General features: G+C 67.4%; 15 protein-coding genes, 2 rRNA genes and 1 riboswitch (1 of these 18 running past the window's edge). Of the genes, 3 read left to right on the top strand and 14 right to left on the bottom strand.

Translation table 11 applies throughout. The features are described from left to right. Window positions 1-15: 15 nt before the first annotated feature. Window positions 16-1,536 (bottom strand): glutamate-cysteine ligase family protein, encoded by a 1,521-nt coding sequence (locus ACNYS0_RS33585; RefSeq protein WP_422478998.1) that lies wholly within the window; start codon window positions 1,534-1,536, stop codon window positions 16-18. Window positions 1,537-2,073: 537 nt separating this feature from the next. Between ACNYS0_RS33585 and ACNYS0_RS33580 the strand changes: the two genes are divergently transcribed. Both ACNYS0_RS33580 and ACNYS0_RS33575 read left to right on the top strand, forming a co-directional pair. Continuing rightward, window positions 2,074-2,670, top strand: a complete 597-nt coding sequence (locus ACNYS0_RS33580) for a hypothetical protein (protein WP_422478996.1) — start codon at window positions 2,074-2,076, stop codon at window positions 2,668-2,670. Window positions 2,671-3,038: 368 nt separating this feature from the next. Further along, complete coding sequence (locus ACNYS0_RS33575) at window positions 3,039-3,239, top strand: DUF5999 family protein (RefSeq protein ID WP_326023112.1); 201 nt, start codon at window positions 3,039-3,041, stop codon at window positions 3,237-3,239. 55 nt (window positions 3,240-3,294) lie between these two features. Here the strand turns inward: ACNYS0_RS33575 and gcvP are convergent, their stop codons facing one another. Then, window positions 3,295-6,180, bottom strand: a complete 2,886-nt coding sequence (gene gcvP / locus ACNYS0_RS33570) for an aminomethyl-transferring glycine dehydrogenase (RefSeq protein ID WP_422478994.1) — start codon at window positions 6,178-6,180, stop codon at window positions 3,295-3,297. A gap of 185 nt (window positions 6,181-6,365) precedes the next feature. After that, window positions 6,366-6,462: riboswitch (glycine riboswitch) on the bottom strand. A 123-nt stretch (window positions 6,463-6,585) separates the two neighbouring features. Between gcvP and ACNYS0_RS33565 the strand changes: the two genes are divergently transcribed. After that, a complete protein-coding gene (locus tag ACNYS0_RS33565; protein ID WP_422478992.1) occupies window positions 6,586-6,960 on the top strand; it encodes a PRC-barrel domain-containing protein in 375 nt (124 codons plus the stop codon). Here ACNYS0_RS33565 and ACNYS0_RS33560 read toward each other — a convergent pair. The 12 genes from ACNYS0_RS33560 to ACNYS0_RS33505 all read right to left on the bottom strand — a co-directional run. Beyond that, window positions 6,903-8,390, bottom strand: a complete 1,488-nt coding sequence (locus tag ACNYS0_RS33560; RefSeq protein ID WP_422478990.1) for a DNA polymerase IV — start codon at window positions 8,388-8,390, stop codon at window positions 6,903-6,905. The genes ACNYS0_RS33565 and ACNYS0_RS33560 overlap by 58 nt on opposite strands. 46 nt (window positions 8,391-8,436) lie before the next feature. Further along, window positions 8,437-9,096 carry a MerR family transcriptional regulator gene (locus ACNYS0_RS33555; protein ID WP_422478988.1) on the bottom strand — a complete coding sequence of 220 codons (660 nt, stop codon included), beginning with the start codon at window positions 9,094-9,096 and terminating at the stop codon, window positions 8,437-8,439. Window positions 9,097-9,289: 193 nt separating this feature from the next. After that, window positions 9,290-9,763, bottom strand: coding sequence for a bifunctional nuclease family protein (locus tag ACNYS0_RS33550; protein ID WP_005475662.1), 474 nt, complete (start codon window positions 9,761-9,763; stop codon window positions 9,290-9,292). An 86-nt stretch (window positions 9,764-9,849) separates the two neighbouring features. Continuing rightward, complete coding sequence (gene ftsR, locus ACNYS0_RS33545) at window positions 9,850-10,578, bottom strand: transcriptional regulator FtsR (protein WP_385768948.1); 729 nt, start codon at window positions 10,576-10,578, stop codon at window positions 9,850-9,852. A gap of 26 nt (window positions 10,579-10,604) precedes the next feature. Next, window positions 10,605-11,498: an FHA domain-containing protein gene (locus ACNYS0_RS33540; protein WP_422482847.1), complete on the bottom strand. Its 894-nt coding sequence runs from the start codon at window positions 11,496-11,498 to the stop codon at window positions 10,605-10,607. A gap of 83 nt (window positions 11,499-11,581) precedes the next feature. Next, complete coding sequence (locus ACNYS0_RS33535) at window positions 11,582-12,577, bottom strand: DUF881 domain-containing protein (protein ID WP_422478985.1); 996 nt, start codon at window positions 12,575-12,577, stop codon at window positions 11,582-11,584. Window positions 12,578-12,582: 5 nt separating this feature from the next. Continuing rightward, window positions 12,583-12,915: a small basic family protein gene (locus ACNYS0_RS33530; protein WP_266722032.1), complete on the bottom strand. Its 333-nt coding sequence runs from the start codon at window positions 12,913-12,915 to the stop codon at window positions 12,583-12,585. Further along, window positions 12,912-13,817 carry a DUF881 domain-containing protein gene (locus ACNYS0_RS33525; protein WP_422406019.1) on the bottom strand — a complete coding sequence of 302 codons (906 nt, stop codon included), beginning with the start codon at window positions 13,815-13,817 and terminating at the stop codon, window positions 12,912-12,914. Before ACNYS0_RS33525 ends, ACNYS0_RS33530 begins: the two co-directional genes overlap by 4 nt. 88 nt (window positions 13,818-13,905) lie before the next feature. Beyond that, the gene (locus ACNYS0_RS33520; protein ID WP_422478983.1) at window positions 13,906-16,401 is read right to left on the bottom strand and encodes a sugar phosphate nucleotidyltransferase; all 2,496 of its coding nucleotides are present in this window, start codon (window positions 16,399-16,401) and stop codon (window positions 13,906-13,908) included. Between the two features lie 112 nt (window positions 16,402-16,513). Continuing rightward, on the bottom strand, window positions 16,514-17,122 hold the full coding sequence (gene clsA, locus ACNYS0_RS33515) for a cardiolipin synthase ClsA (RefSeq protein WP_385768954.1): 609 nt from the start codon (window positions 17,120-17,122) through the stop codon (window positions 16,514-16,516). A 160-nt stretch (window positions 17,123-17,282) separates the two neighbouring features. Further along, a 5S ribosomal RNA gene (gene rrf / locus ACNYS0_RS33510) occupies window positions 17,283-17,399 on the bottom strand. 88 nt (window positions 17,400-17,487) lie between these two features. Then, window positions 17,488-20,059, bottom strand: a 23S ribosomal RNA gene (locus tag ACNYS0_RS33505) (it continues 551 nt past the right edge of the window).

The raw sequence follows: 20,059 nt of genomic DNA, 5'->3' as shown, positions 1-20,059 counted from the left end.
CGGTCGGCCGGCCCCTCAGCCCAGCGGAACGGTCGGCTCCGGCAGCCCGACCGGCCAGTCGTGCACGGGCCGCCCCTCGTGCATCAGCTCGCAGTACCGGCGCGTGGTGGCCGCGAGCGCCGCGTCCCGCGCAAGACCGCTCTCCAGGGCCCGGTGATACGTCGCCGACTGCCACGCCGCACCGTTCATCCGCAGCCTGCACCGCTCCTCGATCACCCCCAGATACAGGTCCCGGTCCGCCGGCGCCACACCCCACGCGTCGAGCCCGGCCGCCGCGAGCGGCAACAGCTCGTCCCGTACGAGGTTCACGGCCGGCACCCGCTCCGTGCCGCCGAACCGGCCCCTGCGCGGCCACTCCAGGCGCGCGTCGATGCCGTACCGGCAGGCGGTGTCGAAATTGCGGGCCGCCGCCGCGAAGGGGAGCCGCGACCACACCGGCCGGGCCTCCTCCGCCAGGGCGCGGACGACGCCGTAGTAGAAGGCGGTGTTGGCGATGACGTCCGTGACGGTGGGGCCGGCGGGCAGCACCCGGTTCTCGACGCGCAGGTGCGGGACGCCGTCCGCGATGCCGTACACGGGGCGGTTCCAGCGGTACACCGTGCCGTTGTGCAGGACGAGTTCGGCGAGGCTCGGGGTGTCGCCCTTGGCGATGACGTCGAGCGGCCGCTCGTCGTCGAGGAGCGGAAGCAGCGGCGGGAAGTACTTCAGGTTCTCCTCGAAGAGGTCGTACGCGGAATCGATCCAGCGCTCCCCGAACCAGGTCCGCGGCCGCACTCCCTGCGCCACCAGCTCCGGTGGCCGGGTGTCGGTGGACTGCTGGAACAGCGGGGGCCGCGACTCCCGCCACAGCTCGCGGCCGAACAGGAAGGGCGAGTTGGCGCCGAGCGCTATTTGCACGGCGGCGACCGCCTGCGCGGCGTTCCACACATCGGCGAAACGCCCCGGCGTCACCTGGAGGTGCAACTGCACGGACGTACACGCGGCTTCCGGCGCTATCGAGGAGGACGTGCAGGTCAGCCGCTCGACACCGGCGATGTCGAGGGCGAAGTCCTCGCCGCGCGCGGCGACCATCCTGTCGTTGAGCAGGGTGTAGCGGTCGACGTCCGACAGGTTCGCGGAGACCAGGTCGTCCGCGCCGAGCGTCGGCAGAATTCCGATCATCACGATGCCCGCGTCGACCTCGTTCGCCTTCCGGTGCGCATATCCGAGCCCCGTGCGCAGTTCCTCGGCGAGCTGGTCGAGAACGCGGCCGCCGAGCCGGTGCGGCGCAATGTTCACTTCGAGATTGAACATCGCGAGTTCGGTCTGGAAATCGCGGCTCGCGATGCGCTCCAGAACTTCCGCATTCATCATTCTCGGCAGCCCGTCGGGCCCGGCGAGATTCAGTTCGATCTCGAGCCCCATGAGATTCTGCGGACGATCGAAGCGCTTCTCTTCCAGCAGTCGCCCGAACCCCTCCAGGCACTCCTTGAGCTTCTCCCGATAGCGCCGCGGATCGGCGAGACCGACCGCGCCCGCATCGACCTTCTCCCCCATGGAAGCGTCCCTCCTCGCACGGGCGACCCGTTGATGCTCCGTCCCGGCCGCGTGTCACGGTGGATGATGCCCCGGCAATGTGATCCGTAACGCCCTCGCGCGCGTCCACGGAGCAGTACCCTCGAGGCGGTTACCCGCGGGCACATTCCTCAGGCATGCGGCCGTCCGCAGATTCCGCCGTTCGCGGCCCTGGTGAAAAACGCCGACAAGAACGCGCCGACCGCTCGACCCAAAGACGTCGAGGTCACGCGTGGCGCCCCCGCCGAAGACGGGGAGAATGCCCACAAAACCCCGCGGGAAACGCGCCCGAATAGCACCTTGCGAAATCCGGGCGGCGTGCTAGCGGAAACATCCTGTGAACACGCATCGTATAAACTCCGCTGGCGAGGCAGAGAGTTGGCGCCCGCGGCCCGGGCCCGGACCGGACCCCCGCCCCCTCTGGCCCGTGTACCCCTGTGCACCCGCAGCAGACAGCGCCGTCCGCTCGTCCCGCACCGCCCTCGCATCACATGCCTGTCGAATGAGAGGCGACCCACCATGCCGCTGCACGTCCCACCGGCTCCCGCGCCCGCCCTGCGCAGCGTTCTCACGGCCCTCGGTTCCCCCACCGCCGTCCGCGAGGCACGCACCCCGTCCCTGCGCGCCGCCCAGGGGCCCGCCACCCCCGAACTCCCGCTGCCCCTCCATGTGTTGGACCACATCACCGAGACGACCGGGCCGTCCAGGGCCCGCCTGACCGGCTGGCGTTTCATGATCCGCTGCGGGGAGCGCGCGGTGGCGGCCGCCGACACCATGCTCACGCCGGACGGCTGGGCCTTCTCGCACTTCTTCGAGGGCCCTTACATCAGGTCCACCGAACGGGCCCTGCGCCAGGCGGAGTCGCTGCCCCAGGCCTACCAGCCACGGCTGCTCTCGGTTCCCGAGCTCTACATGCTCACGCTGTGGCTGCACGGCGAGCACACCGCCGACCCGGCGAGCGGCCAGCCCGCGGCCGACGACATCCTCGTCCCGCTGGCTCCCGCCCCGCCCGGCATCGCCCCGCACCGTCCGCACCGGGTGGCCGAGCTCCTGCCGGTCCTCACCCACCGACTGACGCCGACGCCGGCCCCTGCCACGGCCGGCCTGCTCGCCTGAACGACCGGGGGCCCGCCGACGACCCCTGCCGCACACCCTGTGCCCCGCACCGTTCGCCGTCCGGTCGCGGGGCACAGCCCTGCCCGAGCGGACTAGCCCGTACCGACCACTCCTAACCACCCGAAGGGAGAGTCGAGTTGGACTGAACCGTCCGCACGGGTGATGCGTCTGACACCCATAAGGACCGCTGCAAGGAAATCCCTGCGGATTGACGCCCGCAGGGCAACACTGGGTTCCGGTACTCACGAAATCGGGGGGCGGCCATGAACAAGCCTTCAAGCCGCGGCACGACAGACAGCACCAGCACCGCCAGTACAGCAAGCACAGCCCACGTCATCGAGATCACTTCGCAGCGAAAGATCCCATCCATGTGCCAGCACCAGCCAGCCTGCCCGACAGCGGAATCCGAGGACAGGGAAGCCGCACTCCCTGTGGCTCACCACCCCGAACAGGGATGGAGTCTCCTCTGCAACGGGGTCCTGCTCTTCGAGGACACCGGCGAGCTGCTGCCGAGCGGCAGGATCATCGCCCCGCACCGCCCACTGGGCACGGTGGTGACGGCGGCCTAGGGCCCGACCGAGCGGGGCTGCGCGACCGGACGGCGGACGCACAGCCCCGAGTGGATCAGCCCTCGTAGGCGTCGAGCGGCGGGCAGGAACACACCAGGTTCCGGTCGCCGAACGCCTGGTCGATACGCCGCACCGGCGGCCAGTACTTGTCCGAAGCGACCACCCCGGCCGGGAAGACACCTTCTTCCCGGCTGTACGCGTGCTCCCACTCGCCGCCGAGCATCCCGGCGGTGTGCGGAGCGTTCCGCAGCGGGTTGTCGTCCGCCGGCCACTCGCCGGAGGCGACCCGCTCGACCTCGCCGCGAATCGCGATCATCGCGTCGCAGAACCGGTCGAGCTCCTCGATGCCCTCGCTCTCGGTCGGCTCGATCATCAGCGTCCCGGCGACCGGGAACGACATGGTCGGCGCGTGGAACCCGTAGTCGATGAGCCGCTTGGCGATGTCGTCGATGCTCACGCCCGTCGCCTTGCTGATCGGGCGCAGGTCCACGATGCACTCGTGGGCGACGAGCCCGCCCGGACCGTTGTAGAGCACCGGGAAGTGCGGCTCGAGCCGCTTGGCGATGTAGTTCGCGGAGAGCACGGCCACCTGCGTGGCCCGCTTGAGCCCCTCGCCGCCCATGAGCCGCACGTACGCCCAGGAGATCGGCAGGATTCCGGCCGAGCCCCACGGCGCCGCGGAGATCGGGCCGACACCCGTCTCAGGACCGGCGGCGGGTTGCAGCGGGTGGTTCGGCAGGTACGGCGCGAGGTGCTCGCGCACGCCCACCGGGCCGACGCCCGGACCGCCGCCGCCGTGCGGGATGCAGAACGTCTTGTGCAGGTTCAGGTGCGAGACGTCGCCGCCGAAGCGGCCCGGCTTGGCGAGGCCCACCAGGGCGTTGAGGTTGGCGCCGTCGACGTAGACCTGGCCGCCGGCGTCGTGCACCGCCGCGCAGATGTCGGCGACGTGCTCCTCGAAGACACCGTGCGTCGACGGGTACGTGATCATCAGGACGGCGAGCTGCTCGGCGTACTGCTCGATCTTGGCGCGCAGGTCCTCGATGTCGACCTCGCCGTCGTCGGCGGTCTTCACGACGACGACCTTCATGCCGGCCATCACGGCACTCGCGGCGTTCGTGCCGTGCGCGGAGGACGGGATGAGGCAGACGGTGCGCTGCTCGTCGCCGTTGGCGCGGTGGTAGCCGCGGACGGCGAGCAGACCGGCGAGCTCGCCCTGCGAGCCGGCGTTCGGCTGGAGCGACACCTTGTCGTAGCCGGTGACCTCGGCGAGCCGCTCCTCCAGCTCACGGATGAGCGTCAGGTAGCCCTGCGCCTGCTCGGCGGGGGCGAAGGGGTGCAGCTGGCCGAACTCGGGCCAGGTGACCGGCTCCATCTCCGTCGTCGCGTTGAGCTTCATCGTGCAGGAGCCCAGCGGGATCATGCCGCGGTCAAGGGCGTAGTCGCGGTCGGCGAGCATGCGCAGGTAGCGCAGCATCGCCGTCTCGGAGCGGTACTGGTGGAAGACGGGGTGCGTCAGGTACTCGTCCTCGCGCAGCAGCCCGCCCGGCAGTGTGTCCTCGACCTCGGCGTCCAGCGCCTCGATGTCGGCGTCGACGCCGAACGCGGTCCACACGGCGCCCAGTTGGTCCCGCGTGGTCGTCTCGTCGCAGGCGACCGAGACATGGTCGGCGTCCACGAGGTGCAGGTTGACGCCGCCCTCGCGCGCGGCGGAGACGACCGAGGCGGCCTTGCCCGGCACCCGCACGGTGAGGGTGTCGAAGTACGCGCCGTGCACGACCTCGACGCCGCCCGCCGTGAGCCCCGCGGCGAGCAGGGTGGCGTAGCGGTGGGTGCGCCGCGCGATGGACTTGAGCCCCTCGGGACCGTGGTAGACGGCGTACATGCCGGCCATGACGGCGAGCAGCACCTGCGCGGTGCAGATGTTGCTGGTCGCCTTCTCGCGGCGGATGTGCTGCTCACGGGTCTGAAGGGCGAGGCGGTACGCCTTGTTGCCGTCGGCGTCGACGGAGACACCCACCAGTCGGCCCGGCAGCGAGCGCGCGAACTTCTCACGCACGGCCATGTAGCCGGCGTGCGGACCGCCGAAGCCCATCGGGACACCGAAGCGCTGCGTCGTACCGACGGCGATGTCCGCGCCCAGCTCACCGGGCGAGGTCAGCAGCGTCAGCGCAAGAAGATCGGCGGCGACGGTGACGATGGCGCCCAGCTCGTGCGCCTGGTCGATCACGGGCTTGATGTCCCGCACGACGCCGGAGGCGCCCGGGTACTGCACGAGCACGCCGACGACCCCGCGCTCGGCGACCTCGGCCGGAATGCCCTCGCTCAGGTCGGCGACGACGATCTCGACACCGGTCGGCTCGGCGCGGGTCTGGATCACGGCGATGGTCTGCGGCAGGGCGTCGGCGTCGACGACGTACACGCCGTTCTTGACCTTGCCGACGCGGCGCGACAGGGCCATCGCCTCGGCGGCGGCGGTGCCCTCGTCGAGCAGCGAGGAGCCCGAGGTGGGCAGGCCGGTCAGCTCGGCGACCATGGTCTGGAAGTTGAGCAGCGCCTCCAGGCGGCCCTGCGAGATCTCCGGCTGGTACGGCGTGTACGCCGTGTACCAGGACGGGTTCTCCATGACGTTGCGCAGGATGACGGGCGGCGTGAACGTCCCGTAGTAGCCGAGGCCGATCATCGAGCCGAGCACCTGGTTGCGCTCTGCAAGGGACTTCAGCTCGGCGAGCACCTCGGCCTCGCTGCGTGCGGCCGGAAGGTCGAGCGCCTCGGCGCTCTTGATCACATCGGGCACCGCGGCCGCGGTCAGCTCGTCCAGCGAGCCGTAGCCGACCTGCGCGAGCATCTTGGCCTGAGCGGCCTCATCGGGGCCGATGTGGCGCTGCTCGAAGGGGATTCCTCGCTCCAGCTGGGAGAGCGGAATACGATTGGCGGTCATTGCGGAGGCCTCCTGGTCATTGCGACCTACGAGGGGCACCACGGCGCGGGTACCCGGACGGCCTCCCCCTCTGTCATCTCAACCTGAGAGCTTCACCGGCCCACCCCGCGAAAACACGGAACACACCGGCTTGCACCGTCGGTGAGAGCGGAAACCGTGCACCCCGCCCTGCTTTCCAGAGTGACCTCGTCCGTGCGGTACGTGGGCCTGAGAGATTCCGGGGAGGATTTGCTCCTTCGGCGCCTTCCGACGACTGTCGGAGGACTCTCCCGCACGGGGTCAGCAGCCATTTGCCAGCCTACCAGCGGCTACTTGGCCGGAGCCCCCGAGTGGCCGCCTTACGTAATGTGCTCTTTCGTAGTCCTTACAGACGAGTTGCGATCATCGCGATCAGTTGGAGGGCCCGTGCAGACCGATGTCGATCCGCGCAACCTGATCGGCCGCAAGGCGTTCGACCGCAACGGGGCCAAGATCGGCACCATCGACGAGGTGTATCTGGACGATGCCACGGGTGTGCCGGAGTGGGCCGCGATACGAACGGGCCTGTTCAGCCGCGATGCCTTCGTCCCGCTCGAACCGAGCGACTTCACGGACGGCACGCTGCACGTGCCCTTCGAGCGCTCCCTGATCAAGGACGCCCCCGACTTCGGCGTGGGCCGCCATCTCTCCCCTGAGCAGGAGCTCCAGCTCTACGACCACTACGGTCTTGACATCACGGCGCCTCAGTCGCCCGACGTCACGTTCGGCAAGGTCGCGGGCGCGGAGGACGAGACGACCTGATCCCCGGCCTCTTCGGCGGCTTCGAAGGCCTCGGCTTCTTCGGCCGCTTCGAAGGCCCCGGCTCTTTCGGCTCTCTCGACGAGCGGCAGCGGGTCCGCCGGCTCCAGCTCCGGGTCGTCGACCCGGAACGTCCGCACCCGCCCCGGCACCACCGCGTACGGCGTCTCGAACCGCACGGTCACCCGCCCGAGCCCGCTCCCCTGCACCCACCCGGACCCGAACTCCGCATGCCGCACATCGTGCCCGGCCAGCCACTTCCGCTCCACGGGCGTCGGCTCGGGCTCGGCCGCCTCCACCGGCTCGACCGACCCTGCCTCCCCCTCCAGCTCCTCGGCGGCGGCAGCCTCCTCCTCCGCGGCGGCGAACTGTGCGAACAGGTCCTCCTGCGTGAAGTCGGCGAGCCCGCTGACCCCGACGCCCAGCAACCGCACGCCACCGGTCGTGTCCACGCTCTCCAGCAACCGCGCCGCGGCCTCCCGCACCACCCCGGGATCGTCCGTCGGTCCCCGCAGCGTCTCTGAGCGCGTCAGCGTCGAGAAGTCGTAGCGCCGCACCTTGAGCACCACGGTCCGCCCCGAGCGCTCGGCCGCTCTCAGCCGCTCCACGCACCGCCCGGCGAGCCTGCGCACCTCCATCCTGACCTGCACCCGGTCATGGATGTCCACGTCGTACGTGTCCTCGACCGATACGGACTTGGAGTCCCGCTCGGCCACGACCGGCCGCTCGTCGCGGGCCAGGGCCATCTCGTACAGATGGCTGCCGTGCGCTTTCCCGAGGAGCCGCACCAGCTCGTCCTCACCGGCCCCCGCGATCTCCTCCACGGTCAGGATCCCGGCCCGCCGCAGATGATCCGCCGTCGCGGGCCCGACGCCCGGCAGGATCCGCACGGACCGCGGCCCGAGCAGCGCGCGCTCGGTACCGGGGCGTATGAGCACGAGCCCGTCCGGCTTGGCCTCCTCCGAGCCGATCTTCGCGAGCATCTTGGACGCGGCGAGCCCCACCGACCCGGTAAGACCGGTCACGCGCCGGATGTCGGCCCGCAGCCGCCGCCCCACGGCCTCGGCGGAAGCGGCGTCCCAGGCCGCCTCACCGGCCTCCAGATCCACGAACGCCTCGTCCAGGCTCAGCGGCTCCACGAGCGGCGAAAGGGCGCCGAGAAGCCCCATCACCTGCTCGCTGATCTCCCGGTAGAGCCGGAAGCGCGGCACCAGATAGGCGGCATGCGGGGCGAGCCTGCGCGCCTGCCCCATCGGCATCGCCGAGTGCACCCCGAACTTCCGCGCCTCGTACGAAGCCGTGGCCACCACACCACGCGGGCCGAGCCCGCCCACGACGACCGCTTTCCCGCGCAGGCTCGGCTTCGCCGCCTGCTCAGCAGAGGCGTAGAAGGCATCCATGTCGAGATGCAGGATCGTGGGCGCGGTTCTCACATCACTGATGCTGCCCTACGCCACTGACAACGCGGCTGTACGGACCTCACACGGCCCTGCCCCGCCGCCTCGCGAGCTCGTCGGTCGGGTTCGGCGGCACGATCGTCTCGCCGGTGTCCACGCGCTCGCCGTGCAGCTGCGAGAGCGCGGCCTCCACATCCCGCCAGACCACGCCCACGGCGATCCCGAAGACTCCCTGGCCGCCCTGGAGCAGGTCGTGCACCTCGTCCGGCGACGTGCACTCGTAGACCGTCGCGCCGTCGCTCATCAGCGTCATCCGCTCCAGGTCACGGAAGCCGCTCGCGCGCAGGTGCTGCACGGCCGTCCGGATGTTCTGCAACGAGACGCCCGTGTCCAGGAACCGCTTGACGACCTTGAGGACGACGACGTCCCGGAAGCTGTAGAGCCGCTGGGTCCCCGATCCGTACGCGGAGCGCACACTGGGTTCCACAAGGCCGGTCCTGGCCCAGTAGTCGAGCTGCCGGTAGGTGATGCCGGCCGCCGCACATGCCGTCGGCCCCCGGTATCCCAGCTGCTCGGAAGCGGCCGAGCCGCTCTCCCCCGCCACCACAGGCACGGCCTGCGGGCGCTGCGGAGGGTGATCGGCCGCGCCGCCGTGGAGGGGGTACCCCCTGCTCGAGCTCATTCGAGAGCTCGGGGGAAGGTACGGACCGCCCGTCGCCGTACCGTCGCCGCTGCTTCTCACGCCGACCTCCTCATTGACCTGCCTTGTCGACGGTAGGCAGTCACAGGGGGTGCGTCAACGAACGCCACACTAGGCACGCCGAGTGATAATCACCCTAAGAGTGGTTTCCCGTGACCCACCGCCGGGAAAGGCTAGCCGAATGTCTTGAGGGCGCCGCCGCTCGACGGCCGGGCCACGGCCGTCGGCTGTGCGGTCACTGACTGTTGGTGCCGAAGTCCTCGGGAGAGATCTGGTCGAGGAACTCGCGGAACTTCTCCACCTCGTCCTCCTGCTCGTCGGGGATCGCGATCCCCGCGTCATCCAGGACCCCGTCACTGCCGAAGATCGGCGTACCGGTGCGCAGCGCCAGGGCTATGGCGTCCGACGGGCGGGCGCTGACCTCGACCCCGCTCGCGAACACCAGCTCCGCGTAGAAGACGCCTTCGCGCAGGTCCGTGATGCGCACTTCCGTGAGCTCCTGGCCGACCGCCTCAAGGACATCCTTGAAAAGGTCGTGCGTCAGCGGACGCGCGGGCGCCATGCCCTGCTGGGCAAAGGCGATCGCGGTCGCCTCCCCCGGTCCGATCCAGATGGGGAGGTACCGGTCGCCTCCCACTTCACGCAGGAGCACGATCGGCTGGTTGGAGGGCATTTCGACCCGGACACCTACGACGTCGAGCTCGTTCACACAGCAACCCTAGGACGTGCCCGGCCGGTTTGGGTAGTCGGGCACTCACCGAGGACCGGGCCATCGGTGTTCACCCGCGCCCACGATCAGGGCAGACGCACCCCGAGCGCGGTCTGCACAAGTGCCGAGTGCAGCTTTACGGTGAGGCCGGCCAGCTCCTTGGCGCGGGCCTCGGCATGGGCCCGCGTCTGCGGATTGCGGTGCACCTTCAGCGGGGCCACCACCTGGTCCACGAGGCCCGCCTCCCGGTCCGCGGCCGCCCGCATGACCCGCAGGTGCCGCGGCCCGATCCCGAACCGGGCCAGCTCGCCGATGAGCTCGGCGACCGACACGGCCGAGGCGTCGTAGCCACCGTCGGGCAGGGGGGTGAGGAGCCCGTACGACTCCCATTCGTCGAGCTCGTGCTCCTCGACGCCTACGGCGGCCAGCAATTCGTCCCGGCCGACCCGCGCGGCCGTCGGCACGTCGGCACCGTCCTCCGCGTCGCCGGGGCGTCCCGGCGCGGGCACGGTCAGGCTCTCGCCCGGCTCCAGGGCGTCCAGCTGCTCCTTGATGACCTTCAGCGGCAGGTAGTGGTCCCGCTGCATGCGCAGGACATGGGCGAGCCGCTCGACGTCGTCCGGGCTGAACTTCCGGTAGCCCGACGGCGTGCGCCGGGGTTCGACCAGTCCCTCGGACTCCAGGAACCTGATCTTGGAGATGGTGACTTCGGGAAACTCTTCTCGGAGCACGTTCAGTACGGTGCCGATGCTCATCAGCCGACTGTCCGTGGTGGCGGTGCCCCCTGGGGCACCGCCACTCGTCGTGTGCAGCATGGACCTTCCTGAGGGTCGCGGACGGTTCAGATACCGCGCTGGCTCGCGTAGAACACCAGCCGGTACTTGCCGATCTGCACCTCGTCCCCGTTGTTCAGCGTCACCGAGTCGATGCGCTCACGGTTCACATATGTGCCGTTGAGGCTGCCGACGTCGGAGACGGTGAACGAGCCGTCCGGCAGGCGACGGAACTCCACGTGGCGGCGCGACACGGTCACGTCGTCCAGGAAGATGTCGCCCTGCGGGTGGCGTCCCGCGGTGGTGAGCTCGCCGTCCAGGAGGAAGCGGCTGCCCGAGTTCGGACCGCGCCGCACCACCAGGAGTGCCGAGCCCAGCGGCAGCGCGTCGACCGCCGCCTGCGCCTCGGGCGAGAGGGCCGGGAGCTGTGTCTGGCCCGTCGCCTCCGGGTCGTAGGACTCGAGGCCGGAGATGGAGATCGTGGACGTCGTCTCTGACGGCCCCTCCGGGGCAGCGCCGCCGCGCAGCGGCGCACCGCAGTTGGAGCAGAACCGGCTGTTCTCCGCGTTCCGGTTTCCGCACCTCGTACATACCAGGGCCGACATGCCGAACTCTCCACCCGTACTTGAGGTTGACGGTTCCCCGAAACCTATGCGGCCGGAACCGGCAGGGTCAACAGACGACGCGCCCTGTCCGCCCGAATTGTCTCCGGCGACCTGGTCCCGGAACAGGGGGCGCTCGCCCACCTGTGTCTCCGGCGTGTCTCCTTGCCGCGGCGCGCGATGACGGGCGTCCTCGCGTGCGCTCTTGCCGAACAACTTCGCAAACAACTTCACGGGCGATTCCCCTTGACCGAAACAGACCCGCCCGTGGGGCAGGACGAACCCTGACTGCACACATCGGCGTACATCGCGTACATCATTGACACGGACACCCTCACAACGTCCGTATCCGCCAAACAGTTTCCACCACGCGCACCACCCTTGCTGCGGCGACCCCCCGCAACGTCATGCCCTCGCACGGTATCCACCATGCACCCCCGGCTTCACTCCGAGGACGACCGAGCGTAATCAGGCCGTTGCGCGGATCGCAAGGCGTCCACGACGATCTTGTTCGAGCGGCTCACGGCCACCGTGGCCTGCTCCTTCTCCAGCGTCTGCACCACACCCCCGGGGATGTTCAGGGCCGGTTCCAGGTCCTGCGGCTTGCCGATGACCTTGAACCGGTAGGGGCGGCTGATCTCGTGCCCGTCCACGCTGATCCCCTTCCCTCCGCTGCCGTCCGTCAGATACGTGTTGGCCACGACGCGGACATCGTTCACCTGGATCGCCTCCGCGCCGGCGGCGCGCAGCTCCTGGACCGCGTCGAGCAGCATGTCCGCCTCCACGGCCCCCTTCGTGTCGGTGACGGTCATGGTGATCCCGGGGCCCTGCGCAGCCGTCGTGCCCGCCAGAATGCCGAGCTGCTTCTGCTTCTCGGCCGTCTGCTTGCGGGCCTCGTTGGCCTGGTTCGAACTGTTCTCCAGCTCGGTGCGCTGGTCCACGAGCCCTTGCTTCTCATCCTCAAGACGCTGAGTTCGATCGTCCAGTTCATCGAGAATGCGAACGAGATCTTCCTGACGCGCACCGCGCAGGGCGCTGTTGTCGCTGGTGGACCGCACCTGGATGGCGAGTCCGAGCCCCAGGACGAACAGCAGCACAGCCATGATGAGCTGGGCGCGCGACGCACGCGGCGGCCACAGACCCTTCACGAGCCGCTGCCGACCGGTCAGTTCCGGCTCCCCGGCATCCTCTTCGACCCGCCCCGCCTCGACCGGCTCCGGTTCGACGGCCTCGGGCTCCGGGGCGGGCTCGCGCTCCGCTTCCGCCTTCGCCGTGTCGGGCTTCGTGGCCGGCACCTCGGCGGGCAGCTCGGCAGGGAGCTCCTTGCGCAACTGCTCGGCCTCGCCGTCCGGTTGCACGGGCTTGCGGCTCTCGGCGCCCTCAGCGCTCTCGGTGTTCGCCGTGTTCGCCGTGTTCTCGGGGTTCTCTTCGTTGCTCATCGGCCTCACGCCCGGAACACATGCCGCCGGATCGCGGCGGCGTTGGAGAAGATGCGGATGCCGAGCACCACGACGACACCGGTCGACAGCTGCGCACCGACGCCCAACTTGTCGCCCAGGAAGACGATCAGCGCGGCCACGACGACGTTCGACAGGAACGAGACGACGAACACCTTGTCGTCGAAGATCCCGTCCAGCATGGCGCGCAGCGCGCCGAACACCGCGTCCAGCGCCGCGACGACGGCGATAGGAAGGTAAGGCTCGACGACCGCCGGAACCTCGGGCCGGACGAAAAGACCGACCACGACTCCCACGACGAGGCCCAGTACGGCGATCACGATGTGCCCTTCTGCTCTGCTCTCGGCTGTGCTGTACGTACGATCACGCTGGGTGCGGCAGGAAGCTTGATGTCGTCCTGAGCCGAAATGCTGGTCCTGACCCCGAAGTTCTCCTGCAACGCGTGCAGGTAGAGACCGTCGGGGCTGTTCTGGAACCGGGTGCTCAGCCGTTGCCCGTCCCCTACCGCGAGCACCGTGTACGGCGGCACCAGCGGCTTGTTGTCGACCAGTATCGCGTCACCCGCGGCCCTGATCGCGGACAGCGAGGTGAGGCGCTGCCCGTTGATGCTGATGGCCTCGGCGCCGGACTGCCAGAGACCGTTCATGACGCGCTGCATGTCCCGGTCGCGTACGCGGCCGGTGTCGGAGAAACCGTTGCTCTCGCGCGGCCCGCTCCCGTCGCCCGTGGTGGCCGACTTGGCGTCGTCGACGACGAGCTTCACACCGGGGCCGTGCACGGCGACCGCGCCCGAGAGCACCCCCGCCAACTCCCCCTGCTCGCCACCGTGCTTCTTCAACGCCTCGCGCTGCATCTCCCCCACGCGCCCGCGCAGCGAGTCGACCTGTCCCTCCAGCGCGTCGGCGGACTCGGTCTCCTTGTCGATGCGGTCGATGAGCTCCTCGCGCTCCTTGGCCACCACCGGCGCGGTGACCCGGGCCTGCGCCGCGCCCACCGTCACCACCAGCGCGGCGAGCACAAGTCCCGCCGCGAGCCCCAGCTTCGCCCGCAACGTCCTCGGCAAACCGCTCTGCCCCAGCGCCGCTTTGCGCGCGGTGGCCTCCGCGTACCCGTCGTCCAGGCTGTGATCCATGACGTTGGTCAGCAGCGACATGGAGGCGTCGGGGCGCGAGGGGCGCTCTGGGGTGCTCCGATTGGGGGGCTGCTGCGGCATGCCGCACATCGTCGCACGTCGTGGGCACTGGCACCCAACGACCCCACTGCCCTGCTGCCCGACGCCCGAAATGGACGTCGAGCAGCAGGGATCCGGGTCAGCGTCCCGCGCTGTCCACGACGGCCGACCACTCGTCGAGCAGCTGCTGGGCGGAGGCGTCGTCAGGCCCCTCGGCCCACAGGTGGGTGACCGCCTCGGCCGGGTCGGGCAGCACCATCACCCAACGCCCGTCGGCCTCCACGACCCGGACCCCGTCGGTCGTGTCCACGGACCGCTCGCCCGCCTCCTCCACGACACGGCGCATGACGAGACCCTTGACGGCCCACGGCGTCGCAAGATCCCGCTTGAGCACGTGCGCCCGCGGAATCCGCGCGTCGATCTGGCTCAGCGTCAACTGCGTACGGGCGACGAGCCCGATGAGCCGCACAAAGGCCGCGGCCCCGTCGAACACGCTGCTGAACTCGGGAATGATGAACCCGGCCCGCCCGTCCCCACCGAAGATCGTCCCGTCCTCACGCCCCACCCGCGTCAGGTCGTCGGGCGACGTGGTCGTCCACTCGACCTGCGTCCCGTGGTACGCCGCGACCTGCTCGGCGATCCGGGTCGTGGTGACGGGCAGTGCCACCCGCCCGCTCCTGCGCTCCGCGGCGACGAGATCCAGCATCACGAGCAACGCCCGGTCGTCCTCGACGATCCGCCCCTTCTCGTCGACGAGCGAGAGCCGCTCACCGACCGGGTCGAACCGCACGCCGAACGCGGCCCGAGCCGAGGCCACGATCTCCCCGAGCCGTACGAGCCCGGACCTGCGGGCGTCCGCGGTCTCCGTGGGCCGCGACTCGTCGAGCCCCGGATTGATCGTCAGGGAGTCGACACCGAGCCGCCCGAGAAGGCTGGGCAGCACGAGCCCGGCACTGCCGTTCGACGCGTCGACGACGACCTTCAGCCCGGCCTCCGCGACGCCCGTCGTATCGACGTTCCGCAGCAGGGACCCCGTGTACGAGTCGAAGACGCTCGACGGGAAGTGCAGATCACCGATCTCCCCGGGGAACGCCCTGCGGTACTCCTGGCGCGCGTAGACCCGGTCCAGCTTGCGCTGGCTGCCCTGCGAAAGATCGGCCCCGCGCTCGTCGAAGAACATGATGTCGACGGAGTCCGGCACCCCGGGCGTCGTCCGGATCATGATCCCGCCGGCGCTGCCCCGCGCCGTCTGCTGCCGCGCCACGGGCAGCGGCACGTTCTCCAGGTCCCGTACGTCGATGGCGCTGGCCTGGAGCGCGGAGATGACGGCCCGCTTGAGCGCACGCGCACCACGCGAGTGGTCACGCGCGGTCGTGACGGTCGACCCCTTCTTGAGCGTCGTCGCGTACGCACCCGCCAGCCGCACGGCGAGCTCCGGCGTGATCTCGACGTTGAGGATCCCGGAGACGCCCCTCGCCCCGAACAGATGGGCCTGCCCGCGCGACTCCCAGATCACCGACGTGTTGACGAAGGCGCCGGCCTCGATGGTCTTGAACGGGTAGACCCGCACATTGCCCTGGACGATCGATTCCTCACCGACGAGGCACTCGTCGCCGATGACGGCGCCGTCCTCGATCCGCGCGGCCCGCATGATGTCGGTGTTCTTGCCGACGACACAGCCCCGCAGATTGCAGTGCCGCCCGATGTAGACGTTGTCGTGCACGACGGCCTTGTGCAGGAAGGCTCCGTTCTTCACGACGACGTTCGAGCCGACGACGGTGTGCTCGCGGATCTCCACGTCCGCTTCGACCTTGGCGTAGTCGCCGATGTAGAGCGGTCCGCGCAGCACGGCGTCCGGGTGCACCTCCGCACCTTCGGCCACCCACACGCCGGGCGAGATCTCGAACCCGTCGAGCTCGACGTCGACCTTGCCTTCGAGAACGTCGGCCTGGGCCTTCACATAGCTCTCGTGCGTGCCGACGTCCTCCCAGTAGCCCTCGGCGACGTAGCCGTAGATGGGCTTGCCTTCCTTCATCAGCTGCGGGAAGACATCACCGGACCAGTCCACTGACGTGTCGGCCTCGACGTAGTCGAAGACCTCGGGCTCCATGACATAGATGCCCGTGTTCACCGTGTCGGAGAAGACCTGCCCCCAGGTCGGCTTCTCGAGGAAGCGCTCGACCTTCCCTTCCTCGTCGACGATGGTGATACCGAATTCCAGCGGATTGGGCACACGCGTCAGACAGACGGTGACGAGCGCACCCTTTTCCTTGTGGAATTCGATGAGCTCGGTGAGGTCGAAATCGGTGAGTGCATCACCCGAGATGACGAGAAAAGAGTCGTCCTTCAGCGCTTCCTCAGCGTTTTTCACGCTGCCGGCAGTGCCGAGCGGCTTCTCCTCGTTGGCATAGGTGAGCTCCATACCCAACTCTTCGCCGTCACCGAAATAGTTCCTGACGAGTGAAGCCAAGAACTGCACGGTGACCACGGTCTCGCTGAGCCCATGCCTCTTGAGCAACCTGAGCACATGCTCCATGATCGGCCGATTGGCCACAGGCAGGAGCGGCTTGGGCATGCTCGAGGTCATGGGGCGAAGGCGCGTGCCTTCGCCTCCGGCCATCACGACGGCCTTCATGTCGGAAGCGTCCTCCTTGAAGAGACGACGGTCTAGCCGACTTCGCCCGTCCGGAATGGCCCGCACTTGTCACTACGAGCCATCCGGCCTCTGCCAACACGCAATGGCGAGCTCAATCGGCCATGGAGTCCGCCCGGACAAGCCGGCGGACTTGAACCACGTAGAGGATCCCTGCCCACCAGTACAGCGTTGTACCCCATCCGGCGAACGCCCATCCGAAAATAGCAGCGAGTTCGTGGATCCATCCCGTTCCGTCACTGAGAAGCAGCAAGGGGAACGCATACATCAGGTTGAACGTCGCGGCCTTCCCGAGGAAGTTCACCTGGGGCGGCGGATAGCCATGGCGCCTGAGGATCCCCACCATCACCAGAAGAAGCAGTTCACGCGCCAAAAGTACGGCGGTCAACCAAATGGGCAGAATGTCACGCCAGGTCAAACCCACCAACGTGGACAAAATGTAGAGTCGGTCAGCTGCCGGGTCGAGCAGCCGGCCGAGGCTGCTGATCTGATTCCAGCGCCGCGCGAGCTTCCCGTCGAGATAGTCGCTGATGCCGCTGAGGGCCAGCACGAGCAGCGCCCAGCCGTCACTCTTGGGGCCCCCGAACTCAGGGCGCAGGATGAGCCACAGGAAGAGGGGCACGCCGACGAGACGCGCCATGCTGAGGATGTTCGGGATGGTGAGGACCCTGTCCGTCTGAACACGGGTCTCCTGGACCTCCACCCGGGGGCCTCCTGTGGGGAACGAACCAACGATGCCCCCTGACTTTACCCTCAGTGTCGGGAGGCCTGAGCTACGGGGGCGTCATAGCGCTGCACACGGCAACGCCACAAACGCAGAAAAGCCCGGACCGTATCCCGGCCCGGGCTTTTCTCTAAAAGGAGTTCGGCGGCGTCCTACTCTCCCACAGGGTCCCCCCTGCAGTACCATCGGCGCTGTGAGGCTTAGCTTCCGGGTTCGGAATGTAACCGGGCGTTTCCCTCACGCTATGACCACCGAAACACTATGAAACTGTCAACCGGAGCCGTGGCACATGGCTACGACGGTTGTTCGTGGTTTCAGAACCAACACAGTGGACGCGAGCAACTGAGGACAAGCCCTCGGCCTATTAGTACCAGTCACCTCCACACCTTGCGGTGCTTCCAGATCTGGCCTATCAACCCAGTCGTCTACTGGGAGCCTTAACCCCTCAAAGGGGGTGGGAATACTCATCTCGAAGCAGGCTTCCCGCTTAGATGCTTTCAGCGGTTATCCTTTCCGAACGTAGCCAACCAGCCATGCCCTTGGCAGGACAACTGGCACACCAGAGGTTCGTCCGTCCCGGTCCTCTCGTACTAGGGACAGCCCTTCTCAATATTCCTACGCGCACAGAGGATAGGGACCGAACTGTCTCACGACGTTCTAAACCCAGCTCGCGTACCGCTTTAATGGGCGAACAGCCCAACCCTTGGGACCGACTCCAGCCCCAGGATGCGACGAGCCGACATCGAGGTGCCAAACCATCCCGTCGATATGGACTCTTGGGGAAGATCAGCCTGTTATCCCCGGGGTACCTTTTATCCGTTGAGCGACGGCGCTTCCACAAGCCACCGCCGGATCACTAGTCCCGACTTTCGTCCCTGCTCGACCCGTCGGTCTCACAGTCAAGCTCCCTTGTGCACTTACACTCAACACCTGATTACCAACCAGGCTGAGGGAACCTTTGGGCGCCTCCGTTACCCTTTGGGAGGCAACCGCCCCAGTTAAACTACCCATCAGACACTGTCCCTGATCCGGATCACGGACCCAGGTTAGACATCCAGCACGACCAGAGTGGTATTTCAACGACGACTCCACAACCACTGGCGTGGCCGCTTCACAGTCTCCCACCTATCCTACACAAGCCGAACCGAACACCAATATCAAACTGTAGTAAAGGTCCCGGGGTCTTTCCGTCCTTCTGCGCGAAACGAGCATCTTTACTCGTAGTGCAATTTCACCGGGCCTATGGTTGAGACAGTCGAGAAGTCGTTACGCCATTCGTGCAGGTCGGAACTTACCCGACAAGGAATTTCGCTACCTTAGGATGGTTATAGTTACCACCGCCGTTTACTGGCGCTTAAGTTCTCAGCTTCGCCACACCGAAATGTGACTAACCGGTCCCCTTAACGTTCCAGCACCGGGCAGGCGTCAGTCCGTATACATCGCCTTACGGCTTCGCACGGACCTGTGTTTTTAGTAAACAGTCGCTTCTCGCTGGTCTCTGCGGCCACCCCCAGCTCAGAGTGCAAGACTCATCACCAGGAATGGCCCCCCTTCTCCCGAAGTTACGGGGGCATTTTGCCGAGTTCCTTAACCATAGTTCACCCGAACGCCTCGGTATTCTCTACCTGACCACCTGAGTCGGTTTAGGGTACGGGCCGCCATGAAACTCGCTAGAGGCTTTTCTCGACAGCATAGGATCATCCACTTCACCACAATCGGCTCGGCATCAGGTCTCAGGCACAAGCTGTCCGGATTTACCTGGACAGCGCCCTACACCCTTACCCCGGGACTACCATCGCCCGGGCTGGACTACCTTCCTGCGTCACCCCATCGCTCACCTACTACCAGCTTGGGCCGGCGGCTCCACCACTTTCCATTCCCCGAAGGGTCCGGAACGGCTTCACGGCCTTAGCATCACTGGATTCGATGTCTTTCGCGTCACAGCGGGTACCGGAATATCAACCGGTTATCCATCGACTACGCCTGTCGGCCTCGCCTTAGGTCCCGACTTACCCTGGGCAGATCAGCTTGACCCAGGAACCCTTAGTCAATCGGCGCACACGTTTCTCACGTGTGTATCGCTACTCATGCCTGCATTCTCACTCGTGAACCGTCCACAACTACCTTCCGGTGCTGCTTCACCCGGCACACGACGCTCCCCTACCCATCACAGCGGGCGTTGGCCCTATAGCTGCAATGACACGACTTCGGCGGTACGCTTGAGCCCCGCTACATTGTCGGCGCGGAATCACTTGACCAGTGAGCTATTACGCACTCTTTCAAGGGTGGCTGCTTCTAAGCCAACCTCCTGGTTGTCTCTGCGACTCCACATCCTTTCCCACTTAGCGTACGCTTAGGGGCCTTAGTCGATGCTCTGGGCTGTTTCCCTCTCGACCATGGAGCTTATCCCCCACAGTCTCACTGCCGTGCTCTCACTTACCGGCATTCGGAGTTTGGCTAAGGTCAGTAACCCGGTAGGGCCCATCGCCTATCCAGTGCTCTACCTCCGGCAAGAAACACACGACGCTGCACCTAAATGCATTTCGGGGAGAACCAGCTATCACGGAGTTTGATTGGCCTTTCACCCCTAACCACAGGTCATCCCCCAGGTTTTCAACCCTGGTGGGTTCGGTCCTCCACGAAGTCTTACCTCCGCTTCAACCTGCCCATGGCTAGATCACTCCGCTTCGGGTCTTGAGCGCGCTACTATGTCGCCCTGTTCGGACTCGCTTTCGCTACGGCTTCCCCACACGGGTTAACCTCGCAACACACCGCAAACTCGCAGGCTCATTCTTCAAAAGGCACGCAGTCACGACTGTATGTGCAAGCACATACAGCGACGCTCCCACGGCTTGTAGGCACACGGTTTCAGGTACTATTTCACTCCGCTCCCGCGGTACTTTTCACCATTCCCTC

Source organism: Streptomyces anthophorae, from assembly GCF_049310305.1.
GTDB lineage: Bacteria > Actinomycetota > Actinomycetes > Streptomycetales > Streptomycetaceae > Streptomyces.
This window is presented reverse-complemented; position numbering and strand designations above follow the sequence as displayed.

Coding starts and splice junctions, on each gene's coding strand:
- ACNYS0_RS33585 (WP_422478998.1), bottom strand. CDS start 1,536: ATGGGGGAGAAGGTCGATGCGGGCGCGGTCGGTCTCGCCGATCCGCGG.
- ACNYS0_RS33580 (WP_422478996.1), top strand. CDS start 2,074: ATGCCGCTGCACGTCCCACCGGCTCCCGCGCCCGCCCTGCGCAGCGTT.
- ACNYS0_RS33575 (WP_326023112.1), top strand. CDS start 3,039: ATGTGCCAGCACCAGCCAGCCTGCCCGACAGCGGAATCCGAGGACAGG.
- gcvP (WP_422478994.1), bottom strand. CDS start 6,180: ATGACCGCCAATCGTATTCCGCTCTCCCAGCTGGAGCGAGGAATCCCC.
- ftsR (WP_385768948.1), bottom strand. CDS start 10,578: ATGCTGCACACGACGAGTGGCGGTGCCCCAGGGGGCACCGCCACCACG.
- ACNYS0_RS33535 (WP_422478985.1), bottom strand. CDS start 12,577: ATGAGCAACGAAGAGAACCCCGAGAACACGGCGAACACGGCGAACACC.
- ACNYS0_RS33525 (WP_422406019.1), bottom strand. CDS start 13,817: ATGTGCGGCATGCCGCAGCAGCCCCCCAATCGGAGCACCCCAGAGCGC.
- ACNYS0_RS33520 (WP_422478983.1), bottom strand. CDS start 16,401: ATGAAGGCCGTCGTGATGGCCGGAGGCGAAGGCACGCGCCTTCGCCCC.